Annotated in this window: 11 protein-coding genes and 1 tRNA gene; 4 read left to right on the forward strand and 8 right to left on the reverse strand. The window is 47.1% G+C overall.

Annotated features, from left to right (window positions below):
- Window positions 1-3: 3 nt before the first annotated feature.
- The 4 genes from MCB1EB_RS11445 to mnmE form a co-directional block, all read right to left on the reverse strand.
- Window positions 4-246, reverse strand: a complete 243-nt coding sequence (locus MCB1EB_RS11445) for a helix-turn-helix transcriptional regulator (RefSeq protein WP_045364133.1) — start codon at window positions 244-246, stop codon at window positions 4-6.
- 199 nt (window positions 247-445) lie between these two features.
- On the reverse strand, window positions 446-1,159 hold the full coding sequence (locus MCB1EB_RS11450) for a hypothetical protein (RefSeq protein WP_052393917.1): 714 nt from the start codon (window positions 1,157-1,159) through the stop codon (window positions 446-448).
- 98 nt (window positions 1,160-1,257) lie between these two features.
- A complete protein-coding gene (locus MCB1EB_RS11455; RefSeq protein WP_045364130.1) occupies window positions 1,258-2,469 on the reverse strand; it encodes a tyrosine-type recombinase/integrase in 1,212 nt (403 codons plus the stop codon).
- A 185-nt stretch (window positions 2,470-2,654) separates the two neighbouring features.
- The gene (gene mnmE, locus MCB1EB_RS11460; RefSeq protein ID WP_045364127.1) at window positions 2,655-4,049 is read right to left on the reverse strand and encodes a tRNA uridine-5-carboxymethylaminomethyl(34) synthesis GTPase MnmE; all 1,395 of its coding nucleotides are present in this window, start codon (window positions 4,047-4,049) and stop codon (window positions 2,655-2,657) included.
- A 59-nt stretch (window positions 4,050-4,108) separates the two neighbouring features.
- Here mnmE and MCB1EB_RS11465 point away from each other — a divergent pair, with 59 nt between their 5' ends.
- The 3 genes from MCB1EB_RS11465 to MCB1EB_RS11475 all read left to right on the forward strand — a co-directional run bounded on the left by MCB1EB_RS11465 (window position 4,109) and on the right by MCB1EB_RS11475 (window position 9,626).
- A complete protein-coding gene (locus MCB1EB_RS11465) occupies window positions 4,109-5,539 on the forward strand; it encodes a cryptochrome/photolyase family protein (protein ID WP_045364125.1) in 1,431 nt (476 codons plus the stop codon).
- Between the two features lie 438 nt (window positions 5,540-5,977).
- Window positions 5,978-8,185, forward strand: a complete 2,208-nt coding sequence (locus MCB1EB_RS11470; RefSeq protein ID WP_126354037.1) for an ankyrin repeat domain-containing protein — start codon at window positions 5,978-5,980, stop codon at window positions 8,183-8,185.
- A 112-nt stretch (window positions 8,186-8,297) separates the two neighbouring features.
- Window positions 8,298-9,626: an IS5 family transposase gene (locus MCB1EB_RS11475; protein ID WP_126353842.1), complete on the forward strand. Its 1,329-nt coding sequence runs from the start codon at window positions 8,298-8,300 to the stop codon at window positions 9,624-9,626.
- A 17-nt stretch (window positions 9,627-9,643) separates the two neighbouring features.
- Here the strand turns inward: MCB1EB_RS11475 and MCB1EB_RS11480 are convergent, their stop codons facing one another.
- The 3 genes from MCB1EB_RS11480 to MCB1EB_RS11490 all read right to left on the reverse strand — a co-directional run bounded on the left by MCB1EB_RS11480 (window position 9,644) and on the right by MCB1EB_RS11490 (window position 12,291).
- Window positions 9,644-10,303: an ankyrin repeat domain-containing protein gene (locus MCB1EB_RS11480; protein WP_313790319.1), complete on the reverse strand. Its 660-nt coding sequence runs from the start codon at window positions 10,301-10,303 to the stop codon at window positions 9,644-9,646.
- Window positions 10,304-10,322: 19 nt separating this feature from the next.
- Entirely contained in the window at window positions 10,323-11,651 is a 1,329-nt protein-coding gene (locus tag MCB1EB_RS11485) for an IS5 family transposase (RefSeq protein ID WP_126353842.1), read from the reverse strand.
- 564 nt (window positions 11,652-12,215) lie between these two features.
- Window positions 12,216-12,291: transfer RNA gene (locus MCB1EB_RS11490), tRNA-Lys, on the reverse strand.
- 52 nt (window positions 12,292-12,343) lie between these two features.
- On the opposite strand from MCB1EB_RS11490, the gene rfaE2 reads away from it, so the two are divergent.
- Complete coding sequence (gene rfaE2 / locus MCB1EB_RS11495) at window positions 12,344-12,829, forward strand: D-glycero-beta-D-manno-heptose 1-phosphate adenylyltransferase (RefSeq protein ID WP_045364119.1); 486 nt, start codon at window positions 12,344-12,346, stop codon at window positions 12,827-12,829.
- Between the two features lie 64 nt (window positions 12,830-12,893).
- On the opposite strand, the gene MCB1EB_RS11500 is transcribed toward rfaE2, so the two are convergent.
- Complete coding sequence (locus MCB1EB_RS11500) at window positions 12,894-13,724, reverse strand: type III pantothenate kinase (protein ID WP_045364116.1); 831 nt, start codon at window positions 13,722-13,724, stop codon at window positions 12,894-12,896.
- Window positions 13,725-13,774 lie beyond the last annotated feature (50 nt).

A 13,774-nucleotide genomic window follows, 5' to 3' on the forward strand; every position in this document is an offset into this window, starting at 1 on the left:
CCATCAAGCAGCATTTTTGCGGGCGGCGTGCAGCTTTTCCACCAGTGCGCGGATTTCAACGTTCGATTTGCCAGCAATGCGGGCAGCGTTCAAGGTAGCTATTTCGATAGACGGCCAGCCCACTGCACGCGCCCCAAGGCTCACGGGTTTTGTAAAAAGCCCTTCCGAGATTCGCAAATGAATCGTGGAGCGTGAGTAACCCGTTTCGCTTTTAACGGTAGGTAATCGTAAGATGGTTTGCTGCATGTTTGCACCTCTTTGTGCGTTGTTGAACATGCAGCAATGATTAAGGCTATCCTCTTGGAAAAATAGATAGACGGATTGCGAAAACTCGCCCCCAAAGCGCCCTCAAGGGTGGGTAGGTTCGACCGGTAAGGGGTGGGACAGCTTAGGGTGAAATACGTCCAAAAACTCAGTATTTATAAGGTTTTAATGGGTGGGTAGGTTACGCGCTGGGCGTCTTGGGCGCACCACCTCCCGGCTCCCAGTTTGCGACTTTCGCCACTTCCTCGATGCCGGTTTCGTTAGGATTGCCGTCATCTTTGGTCAGCCTAAAGGTGGCAGCGTTTTCCCGAAGCCACTTTTGCAATGCCTGTTTCGGATGCTTGCCGTTAGGCTCGGTCACTGCCTGCCATGCCCTCACTGCCGCTGCCAGCTTGGGAGCATAGCGGAGATTTTCGGGGTCAAGGTAATTAGGCGTATCACTTGTCACATTAGGGAAAAAGAAACCCGTCGTAAACCCTCGCTCTCGCAGCCAATTAACCAGATCTTGCCTATCAATGGTCGTTTTCCCCCAGTCAGGCGCTTCACAGTAAATTACATTTGGCTCAAATCCTTGGCGAATTTCCCCCGATTCCATTGGATATAGTTCTCGGATGGATTCACCCACGTTAGGAAACTCGTCCCAAGCTTGCATACGGGCATTACGCCGAATGATTGCTTTTAGCCTTCCTGCATTGATTGAATTAGCCAGAGCCGAAAGCACTATATTCACAGGCCCAATACCCCCACTATCGGTCAACCCGCTTTCCCTGTCTCTGAAATACTGACCGCTGGAGTCTACTGAATTCGGTTCGACTCCAGCAATCAACGCTGCGGCATCAGACACAGTGAGTATGTCTGCCAAATTCCAAAGCGGATTAATCTTTTTGAAGTCCAAAATGCGCTCCTTTCACATTTGCCTGTCCTGATTCGGATACTGCGCCAGCCAAGTAAGAAGCCTCTCTTCCCCCTCAGGGTAAGCGCAACAAAACAACATCATGCCGCTTTGTTGAAGCGACCAAGAATTACATTGTTGGCCCTCACCAGTTTTTCGATGAAGTCTGCCCAGAATTGCAGCATTTCGCGCCGTTTATCAGCATACTCGGCACGGTTATAGACACCCCGTACACCGCCGATGGTGTGATTCAGAGCCTTTTCCACCACGTCTGATGCCCAACCACTTTCATGCAACAGCGTAGAGGCCGTGCGCCGCAAGTCATGGATGGTAAAGGCTGGAATTTCCTGCCCTTGCAGCGCATTTTTCAAAGCCGTATTAATTGCATTATGCGCAAAGGGCTTGGTTAAGGTACCGCGCCCCGGCATGACAAGCTCACTGCCACCAGCTAAAGCTTTAAGTTCCTCAAATAGCACACCCGCTTGCCGGGACAAATACACAATATGAGGTTTGCCCGTCTTTGAGTTTTCAGCAGGGATATGCCACTCAGCCAGATCTAGATGCACATCCTTCCAGCGTGCAAGCAACAATTCTGACTTGCGTACCATCGTCAGCAGAATCAGGTGCAGGCCGATTTTGAATTGCCGCCGGATGTTGGATGTAAAAGCTGAGTTCAGGAAAACGCGGATTTCATCGGGCGACAGTACACGGTCACGAGACACTGATTTATGCACATGGCGCATGGGTAGCGCCAGCACAGGGTTATTTTGCATCAGGCCGCAGGTCACAGCGTAGTCACAAAGCCGCTTTAACACCCCGCGAATCTGCCCTGCCGCCGCATCAAACCCGTGATCTTTCTTGCGCCAGATGATTGAGCGCACATCCTCGGTGGTCACGTTCCGCATGGGCTTGTCACCGATGGAGGGCAGAATATCCTTATCCAAGTATCGGCGCGGGATAGTGTTATCTTTCCTGTCCTTGGTCTGAATTTCACGGAAAAACCTCTCGGCAAACTCCTTCACAGTCGTTGAATCCGCCGCCGCAACCTTGGCAAGTTGCTTTTGCTGGGCGGGCGATTCGCCCATAGCCACCAGTGATGCAGCCTCATCCCGCTTGAGACGGGCATTTTTCAGGGTCAGGGCAGGATACTTGCCCAGCGTCAGCTTTTCATACCTGCCACTGAACCGGTAGCGATAACGCCACACAATGCCGCCGGTCGGAAATACCTCAACGTATAGGCCGCGCTCATCGCTCACGGTGTAGGTCCTGTCCTTGGGCCTCAAGGCTTTTAGTGCAGTATCGGTCAGCGGCATAGCCCCTCCATATGTCCAAGCATACCCGATATTTTATGTCCAAGCAGTCACTTGGACGCATACTTGGACATAAAAATCATCGGCTGTTAGTGTATCTAACTGGACATTATAAGAACAAAGAAACCAGCATTCAATAGGGATACAAGGAGTTTTTTAGTTTTTATTGGACATTAAAAAACCTCATATCATTTGCCGATACAAAACCGGCTAAAAATCTCGCCCAATAAATCATCCGAAGTAAATTCCCCCGTAATCTCATTAAGTCGAAGTTGCGCTAAACGCAGTTCTTCCGCAAAAAGATCAAGCGCTTGCGCATTCTGCGCGGCCTGCTCCGCCGCATTCTGTAGATGTTGAGCTGCCGCACGCAGCGCAATCAAATGGCGCTCACGCGCCGAATAAATATTTTCAGTCCCTGCCCGCCAGCCTGCCAGCTCAAGCAACTGTGCGCGCAAATGCTCAATCCCAGCGCCCGATTTTGCGGATAAGCGCACGATGCGCATAGCCTGAGTTTCCGTAATGGCATTTACACCAGCCGGTGCCGCAAGCAAATCAATTTTATTATGAATTTGAAGCACCGTCACACCCGCTGGCAAGCTCGCAATAATTTCCTCATCCTCAGGGGTAAAACCTATGCGAGCATCCAGCAGATGCAAGACAATATCAGCTTGCTTAATCGCCTGCCAAGTACGCGCAATGCCAATCCGCTCGATCTCATCTTCTGTCTCGCGCAGACCTGCGGTATCGATAATATGCAGTGGAATTCCTTCAATCTGAATCGTCTGCGCAACTTTATCGCGTGTGGTTCCAGCAATCGGCGTCACAATGGCTAACTCAGCACCAGCAAGCGCATTCAATAATGAAGATTTACCGACATTCGGCTGGCCCACCAATACGACTGAAAGTCCTTCGCGCAACAATGCGCCTTGCCGCGCATCTGATTGAATCTGCGCTAATTCATGGCGCAGCGCAGCCAGTTTGCCATGCGCATCCGCTGCCTCCAGAAAATCAACTTCTTCTTCAGGAAAATCCAGCGTTGCTTCGACCAACATTCTCAGGCGAATTAAGTCATCCACCAGCCGCTCAAGCGCACGTGAAAACGCCCCATCCAGCGAGCGTCCAGCGCAACGGGCCGCGGCTTCCGTACTCGCCTCAATTAAATCAGCAACCGCCTCGGCCTGCGCTAAATCAAGCTTATCATTCAGAAAAGCACGGTGCGTAAATTCGCCCGGCTCAGCTAAACGCAAACCTGGCACCTCATGCACCGCCAGACAACGCTGTAACAATAGCTGTAAAACGACTGGCCCACCATGCCCTTGCAACTCAAGCACATGCTCACCAGTATAAGAATGCGGCGCAGCAAAATAAAGGCCAATGCCACGGTCCAAAACCTCACCCTGTGCACTCAGGAATGGCACATAAGTCGCATGCCGCGGCGTAAGCTCCTGGCCGCAAATCGCTAACATCAGCCGGGCCACCACTTCTGCACCTAACTTGCCAAACGATACGCGCACTACGCCAATCCCACCCCGACCAGGGGCGGTAGCTACAGCAATAATTGGATCTTGATGAGTTGTAGACATAACAGAACAATTTCGTGAGACCATAACGAAAAATCGAAGACACACTTTAGGGGTTGATCATGGCGACCGAATCCACCGAGAAGGCATCCAAAGTTGCGCTGGTCTGGTTGCGTCGAGATATAAGGTTATTCGATCACGCCGCACTGTATCATGCGCTGAAAGAATGCGATCAGGTGATCCCGGTTTTTGTGTTTGATACTGCAATTCTAGACACTCTACCCCGTGCCGACCGTCGGGTTGAGTTTATTCATGCATCATTGCGCGCGCTCAAATCTGAATTACAACGCGCAGATAGTGATCTTGTCATACGGCATGCAGATGCCGTTACAGCTATTCCAACGTTAGCGGCCGAATTTAGCGTCAGCGCTGTTTATACCAATCGTGACTATGAACCCCACGCGATCCAGCGCGACAAAAAGGTAGCAACGGCCCTTCGGCAGCAGGGAATCGCGCTGCACACCTTTAAAGATCAAGTCATTTTCGAGCAAGACGAAATCATCACCCAATCCGGCACTATGTATAGCGTGTTTACTCCCTATAAACGCGCCTGGCTCACGCAATTAAATGATTTTTATTTACGCTCTTATCCCATTAAGCGTTATTTGCATCGCTTAGCTCGTTTGGCTGCGCAGCCATTTCCATCGTTACAGGAACTTCATTTTGAGCCCGCCGGGTTGGCCGACTTATCTATCCAACCTGGCGTTATAGGCGGCGAAACACTATTTGAGAATTTCAAGCAACGCATTGAGCGCTATCACTTGACCCGGGATTTCCCGTCAATCAAGGGGCCATCCTATCTGTCAGTACATTTACGCTTTGGCACAGTATCGATTCGTGAATTAGCCGCTTACGCCTGGCACCAAGGAAGCCGCGGTGCACAAACGTGGTTAACAGAATTAATCTGGCGCGAGTTCTACCAGCAAGTTCTTTGGCACCGACCAGAGGTGGAGCATCACGCCTTTAAGCGGAATTATGATGCGCTGGCATTTCCTAACGATAAAACATTATTTACCGCCTGGTGCCAAGGTCAAACCGGTTACCCTATTGTTGACGCTGCTATGCGTCAGCTCAATCAAACTGGATATATGCATAATCGACTGCGGATGATTGCGGCGAGTTTTCTAGTGAAGGATTTACTGGTTGATTGGCGTTGGGGCGAGCGTTATTTCGCCGAACAATTGATTGACTATGATCTAGCCTCTAACAATGGCGGCTGGCAATGGGCTGCGGGTACCGGCTGCGATGCCCAGCCCTATTTCCGTATTTTTAATCCGGTCACGCAATCTACAAAATTTGATTCTGACGGTAAATTTATTCGCCGTTATTGCCCAGAGCTTAGTGCTTTACAAGGCAACAAAATTCATACGCCATGGTTGGCAGACCCAGCCACATTAAATGCGGCGGGCATTACGCTTGGGAAGGATTATCCGTCGCCAGTCGTGGACCATGCCGATCAGCGCCATCAGGCGTTGGCGTTGTTTAAGCGTTAATTTAGCAATATAAATACGTTCTTGCGATAAACTCATCGCGACGTGCAGCCATAGCTGGCTTCCCAATATTGGGTTTACGCGCCGTCTTGGTCAACTCCCTCTTTAAAGAACGCATAAGTATTCTGCTTCATCCGGCGCATCACTTTTGGATTTACCGCCACTTTTTCTTGCTTTAATTTCATTCAATTACAAGCTATTAGCTTGAATAATATACAAATAAATGGAAAATTCGCTCACCTTTTTCATGATCAGAATTTTGCTAAAAAGGCATTCCAAGTTAGGTGGCTGGATGAAAGGCTTCGCCTAATCTAAAGGTGTTTCGTAAAAAACGGGCAGAATCCTTTTATCAAATTTAACCTACGTTTTATTGGCAATAGCCTACTAAGGCAATCAATTAAAAAGTTATCGAATTTTTTAAAGCATAATTTAGGAGCTTTTATGTTCACCCCTCCTAGAAGAACTGTCACAGCACCGGCAAGCATAGACAATTCAGGATTGCCACAGACCACAAGCCCTTCGCCTACAGCTGCCTCGAACTCTAGGAGGCAATCAACTTCTTTAATTTCTGCGCTACCAGCAAACAATAAAAGCAAAGGAGCTAATTTAGCCCAAACTCAAGACTTAACCAAAGACCAAGAGGATATTTTTCTTTCTTTCGAGCCTAGGCCCCCTCGTTTATTAATCTCTGAGTTTAAACCTTCTCCCGAGGCTGAGGCGCGGGTTGAATTTAACCAGTCGTTCTACGAAAAAAATAGTTGGGCTAGGTTTATCAGTCAGGCAAAAAAATATCAGATATTTGATGCGCCGGGAGATGTAGAAAAATCTGTCGAGGCCTATAAAGAAAAATTTAAAGAGGCAAATTCAGAAAGACACGAGAATTACGCTAAATTTTATGAATTCGTCACATCAAAATGGGGAAAGATCAACAATGAAGAGCAGCACGAAGTGCTGCATTTGGCTATCTCCTATAACAGCACCGATATTCTAGAGTTTTTGTTTGCGCAGAAGATAGATGTAACCTCGCCCGATAGCAACGGTATTAGGCCGATACATGTTGCAGCCGCGCGAGGCAATTTAGCAATACTAAAAAGTTTAGTTAAGAAAGGAGCCAAGCTCAATGAACCTAATGCGTTTGGAGAAGCGGCTTGGCAAATTGCACTCAACAACAATAATAAAGATGTTATTCCTTATTTATTAGAAAAATCAGAAGATGATGAAGGCAATTTTCCTGTACATATTGCTACAGCAACATGTGATACGAGGATGCTCGGGTATTTAAGGGACCAAGGGGCGGATTTTCTTAAACTTAATGCAAATAATCAAACAGCATTGCAAGTCGCTTTTAGAAATGAAAGGGATGATGCAAACGAAACCGACCAAGCAAATAAAATAAACACAAAGAAGGAATCAATTAATTTTTTCAAAGAGCTATATAGTTATTTCTGGGGCCCTCTTATTTTAAAAAACGAAACGGACAAAGAAAATCTCGTAAAACATATGAGCCATGATGAACGGGTGCAAGCGGTATGCATAGCAGCAAATTCAAATGATCAGGAGATGATAAATATTTTGGCTGAATATAAAGCCGATATAAAATCACCTGATCGCCATGGTGACTTGCCTATACATATTGCTGCAACATATTCTACTGCTCATGCTTTATTTTATTTAGTGCAGGAAGAGGCAAAGTCAAGTATTAAAGCACAGATTGAAGATGGCAAAACCGTTTTGCAAACTGCAGATGTGTACAACAAAACTCTTAATACATTGACTATAAATGAAAGAGATAAAAGAACCGTTCTGCAAACCGCAGATCTGCACGAAAGTGAACAGGTGCTGGCTGGTTTCAAGCAGCTTTATTTAGCAGGCAATTATAACCCCCAACATGACTTGGACAAGGATTTATTAGCAAAACATATGAACCCCGACGAGCGCTCAAAAGAGCTCCATAAAGCCCTGCAACAGGATGATAACGTCATGGTGGAATCTTTATTGAGACATGGAGTCGCTGTAAATTCACGAAGTGGCAATTATGATTTGCCCATTCATATTGCAATAGCGAAAGGCGATGTGAATGCAGTGTGGCGTTTAGTAGCTGTGGGGGCAGACCTTAATCAATTAACGCTAGGTGGAGGATCAACCCTACAAATTGCAGAATTCTACGGAAAAGCAAACGTATGGGCTTGCATAAAGCAGCTTTATTTGAGCGGTGCTTATATTCCAACGCATGAATCGGATAAGAGTTTATTAACCAAGAATATGAGCACTGATGAGCGCTCATACGCGCTACATATAGCTCTGTCCCAAAACGATAGAGCAATGATGAATTCTTTATTCGAATATGAGATCAATGTAAATGCACGAGATGCCAATGGTAACTTGCCGATACACCTTGCGGTAGCGAATGATAATGTTTATGCCGTACAGCGTTTAGTGGCTATGGGTGCAGAGCTTAACGACTTGGCGGCAACCGAAGTAACAACTCTACAAATTGCAGAGCACGGCGAAAAAGCAAACGTGTTGGATTACATAAAGCAGCTTTATTTGAATGGCTCTTATGTTCCAAAGTATGATTTGGATAAAGATTTATTAGCAAGAAGTATGGGCCCTGACGAGCGCTCAGAAGCACTACATAGTCGCCCCTGAATAATTCGTAAGCCCTTATGTGCTAAGACTTTTTAAGCGAAATGTAGTGGCATAAATTGCAAGAAAATGGCATATTGAGAAAATAAAGCCTGCAAATTTTGATGAGAAAAGAATGAGACCGAAGGCGCAAGTGATTGAAGCAGATATGTTCAGACAACCGTTAAGAGAGCAGATCAATCTGAAACATGAGTTGGTAGGTTTAGGAGATTTGATCAATTGGGAGAAATTAAGCGAATCGATGAGTGAGAGTTTTACCTCATCGAGAGGTCGCCCAGCCAAGTCCCCTCGCCTGATAGCGGGGTTATTGTATTTGCAATATGCGTTCAACTTGTCTGATGAAGAAGTCGTTGGGTCGTGGCTAGAAAACCCATATTGGCAAGTATTCACGGGAGAGGAGTATTTACAAACAGAAGCGCCCATAGATGCATCAAGCCTAACGCGTTGGCGGAAACGTCTTGGCGAGGCGGGAGTCGAAGAGTTATTAGCCGAGACGATCGAAGCGGCGAAACGGAGTGATGTGATCAAAGCATCGAGCGTGAAACGAGTGATCGTAGACACCACCGTGATGGAGAAGGCGATAGCCCATCCGACCGATTCCAGATTGCTCGAGCGTTGTCGAGAGCATTTGGTGAAAGCGGCAGCCCAACATGGTTTGCAGTTGCGACAAAATTACAACCGAGTGGCGCCCCGTTTGTCACTCCAAGTCAGCCGTTATGCGCATGCGAAGCAATACAAACGGATGAACAAAGCGTTAGGCACACTGCGTTCTCGAGTGGGACGAGTGATGCGCGATGTTGAGAGACAAATCGAGTCGGTGGCGGAGAAAAGCCATGATGCCTTGCGAGAGTTGATAGCCCGTACGAAAAGAATCATTTCGCAAAGCCCCAAGGATAAAAACAAACTTTATGCCCTGCATGCACCGGAAGTGGAGTGTATAGCCAAGGGCAAGGCACGTAAGCCCTACGAGTTCGGTGTCAAAGTATCGATTACGACAACTCACCAGGAAGGACTTGTGTTGGGTGCGCGCTCGATGCCGGGAAACCCTTACGACGGTCACACGCTGGCTGAAGCACTAGAACAAGCCGCAATTCTGAGTGATGTGACGCCCGAAGTTGCGATCGTAGATCGCGGTTACAAAGGGGTTGAGGTCGATGGCGTAAAAATCTATCACTCAGGTATGCGCCGGGGTATCACACGTACGCTAAGTGCTATCATCAAACGACGCAGTGCCATTGAACCTATCATCGGTCATATGAAGACGGATGGGAAACTTGGTCGGAATTGGCTCAAAGGGGCATTAGGCGATGCCATACACGCTGTGCTCTGTGGCGCTGGGCATAACTTACGGATGATCCTCAGAAAGCTTCGGCTTTTTTACGTTTTACTTTTATCCGATTTCTTCCGCCCTACGTTTGCTGTTGGTTTCAGGTTTTGGTTCTAATTAGTTCACAAAACGATTTATTCAGCGACGACTAAATAATGTTTTTTTATTAGATTGAACACTCCTTTGTTTTTCATTTCCACTGAAATCTGCAGGGTTGTTTCTCCAAATTTATTTGTTGCATTAAGATCTGATCCATTTTCTAGAAAATAACTAAACATCTCAATATCTTTATGTTCCGAAACAGAATCGGCATATTCATGTCCCGCAATAAGATGTATGGGGAAATTATGATCATCATCAATTTTTGAATGGAGATCGTAATCATTACTAAACAAAATATCTATCATTTGCAGATCTTTCTGAATCACCGATTTAAATAGCGCTATCGCTCGCTCATTGGTATTCATCTCTTTAACCAATAAATCTTTATCCACATCATGTCGCGGCGTATAAGTCTCGGAAAAATAAAGCTGTTTTAAGAAATTCAGAACTTCCGTTTTTCCAGAATTTCTGGCAACCTGAAAAATCGTTTGTGTATGTGTATTCAGTGCATTTAGATTTGCACCCATCGCCATTAAATGCCGCAATATATCAATATCGTCATTCGCTATCGCATGATGTATAGGCGGGTTACCATTAGCATCTCGTGTATTTACATCGACGCCATATCTGAATAAATTCCCCATCATTAATTTATCGTTCTGGAACAGAGCTCTATGTAGTCGTCGCTGAATAAATCGTTTTGTGAACTAATTAGAACCAAAACCTGAAACCAACAGCAAACGTAGGGCGGAAGAAATCGGATAAAAGTAAAACGTAAAAAAGCCGAAGCTTTCTGAGGATCATCCGTAAGTTATGCCCAGCGCCACAGAGCACAGCGTGTATGGCATCGCCTAATGCCCCTTTGAGCCAATTCCGACCAAGTTTCCCATCCGTCTTCATATGACCGATGATAGGTTCAATGGCACTGCGTCGTTTGATGATAGCACTTAGCGTACGTGTGATACCCCGGCGCATACCTGAGTGATAGATTTTTACGCCATCGACCTCAACCCCTTTGTAACCGCGATCTACGATCGCAACTTCGGGCGTCACATCACTCAGAATTGCGGCTTGTTCTAGTGCTTCAGCCAGCGTGTGACCGTCGTAAGGGTTTCCCGGCATCGAGCGCGCACCCAACACAAGTCCTTCCTGGTGAGTTGTCGTAATCGATACTTTGACACCGAACTCGTAGGGCTTACGTGCCTTGCCCTTGGCTATACACTCCACTTCCGGTGCATGCAGGGCATAAAGTTTGTTTTTATCCTTGGGGCTTTGCGAAATGATTCTTTTCGTACGGGCTATCAACTCTCGCAAGGCATCATGGCTTTTCTCCGCCACCGACTCGATTTGTCTCTCAACATCGCGCATCACTCGTCCCACTCGAGAACGCAGTGTGCCTAACGCTTTGTTCATCCGTTTGTATTGCTTCGCATGCGCATAACGGCTGACTTGGAGTGACAAACGGGGCGCCACTCGGTTGTAATTTTGTCGCAACTGCAAACCATGTTGGGCTGCCGCTTTCACCAAATGCTCTCGACAACGCTCGAGCAATCTGGAATCGGTCGGATGGGCTATCGCCTTCTCCATCACGGTGGTGTCTACGATCACTCGTTTCACGCTCGATGCTTTGATCACATCACTCCGTTTCGCCGCTTCGATCGTCTCGGCTAATAACTCTTCGACTCCCGCCTCGCCAAGACGTTTCCGCCAACGCGTTAGGCTTGATGCATCTATGGGCGCTTCTGTTTGTAAATACTCCTCTCCCGTGAATACTTGCCAATATGGGTTTTCTAGCCACGACCCAACGACTTCTTCATCAGACAAGTTGAACGCATATTGCAAATACAATAACCCCGCTATCAGGCGAGGGGACTTGGCTGGGCGACCTCTCGATGAGGTAAAACTCTCACTCATCGATTCGCTTAATTTCTCCCAATTGATCAAATCTCCTAAACCTACCAACTCATGTTTCAGATTGATCTGCTCTCTTAACGGTTGTCTGAACATATCTGCTTCAATCACTTGCGCCTTCGGTCTCATTCTTTTCTCATCAAAATTTGCAGGCTTTATTTTCTCAATATGCCATTTTCTTGCAATTTATGCCACTACATTTCGCTTAAAAAGTCTTAGCACATAAGGGCTTACGAATTATTCAGGGGCGACTATTTATCTAATAATAATTATATTCCTAACAAGAGATCGGACAAGCAAGATTTAGCCAAAATTATGACCATTGAAGAACTGAAATCAGCATTAAAAATGGAAAAATCAAAGCAAAGTATTGCCATGACAACTATCTTGAGATTGGAATTATTGAAAAAAAGGGTGCTGCGCCAATAATTTATGCGGTAGGACCAAAGTCCGGCACGCGCACTTTAGTGCCTGCTCAATTTAGCAATAACACTTAAACGAATCAGTGGGCATAAAACTCTTGCAATGGTTGAGCGTTATGCGCACCAGAACGGACAATACATGCGGGCGGTAATGGAAAAATTTGAGCAGAGGATGAGAATCGCCTAGCTATTTTGCTGGCACGATTACACAAGAATTACACAAAGCTAAATTAGCCGATGCCTAGGAATTTGGCAAAATCCTTATGGCATATGGTGGGGCGTGAGCGGCTCGAACGCTCGACCTACGGATTAAGAGTCCGCTGCTCTACCAACTGAGCTAACGCCCCAAGAGAAAGCGTATTATAGCAAGCTGATTGCACACTCAAAATCGTATTTCTTATGCTGACTCATTTTGAACAAAAAATTCTAACCCGCGAACAGCTCGCGGTAAAGCGCCCAACCCTTTCAGCACCGGTTGTTTTTACAAACGGGGTGTTCGATATTTTGCACCGTGGCCATGTCAGTTATCTCGCTCAAGCACGTACATTAGGCGCATGTTTAGTGGTTGGGGTTAATAGCGATGCGTCGGTACGCTTACTGGGCAAAGGCGAGGATCGCCCAATCAATCATGAAGCTGATCGCATGGCCCTTATCGCCGCCCTTGCATGCGTAGATTGGGTAGTGTGCTTTGACGAATTTACTCCATTCACATTGGTTAACGCATTGCGGCCCGATATACTCGTTAAAGGCGGTGATTATGATATGGACGCATTGCCAGAAGCCAAGTTGGTGCGGGGCTGGGGCGGACAAGCACTGACGATTCCGTTTGAGTTTCAACGGTCAACATCTGCCTTATTGCGTAAAGTACGCGCCCCTTCTGGCTAAGGGATGCGCTAAACAGAGCAAGCTCAATCAATCGTAAACGATCATAAAACTAAGCCATACGAACTTAAATATGATTAGGCAAGCACATTTGCTCTCGCGCAATTAATGCAAGCCCGGTAAGCACTAAGTGCTCATGATATGAGTAGTCAATAGTCAATAAGCGCGCCACGTTATGCGCCGCCCCCCCACTTAATACGCATCGCACCGGAGCGCCTAGCCGCGTGGATAAATCACGCCAAGCACGCTCAATTAAGCTAGCTTGAGCAAGTAAACAGCCTTCATGCAACGCGGTCTGCGTGTCGGTTGCAAATAGCGTCCCAACTTGCTCTCCATCCTGCGGTGACTCACGCTCTCGAGTCATTTGCTCAGCCGTCGGCAGCAACGCGGTATGTTGGCCTAATGCGTGCATCATCATGGTTCCGCCAGGCGCGATTAAACCACCCGCAAAAGTGCCGTCGGCATAAAGGGCTTCCAATGTAGTGGCGGTGCCTAAAGTGGCAATTAATAGATGTTCCGCTGGATAAGTCGCGCGTGCGCCAATCAGGCCCGCCCAGCGGTCACTGCCAAGTTGCCGATAATCCCGATAACCATTGCGCACCCCACACTGATAAGGCTGCGCGTTTATCGTATGGCGCGGAGCATCTGGCCAGCGGGTGCTGGTTAAGGTTTCAAGCCGCCGCGCCGTACGTTCACCCGCCACATTTGCAATCCAAACGCTAGCAGGCGCTGGCAACATCGACCAATCCGGCTCTGGCAATGAAAGTAAGGCGCCGCGTTCGTGTGCAAAAGCGCCAGAGGCAAAACGTGCACCACCTGCATCGGCCAATGCCCATTTAATACGGCTATTTCCCGCATCGATTAAAAGAAAAGGAGCTGCTGATGAAACAGAAGACATTATGAGTTTATTGAAAAAAAGCCCTGTTATAGGCAAAGTAAGTAAAAACC

Origin of the sequence: Mycoavidus cysteinexigens (assembly GCF_003966915.1) — a bacterium.
Lineage (GTDB): Bacteria > Pseudomonadota > Gammaproteobacteria > Burkholderiales > Burkholderiaceae > Mycoavidus > Mycoavidus cysteinexigens.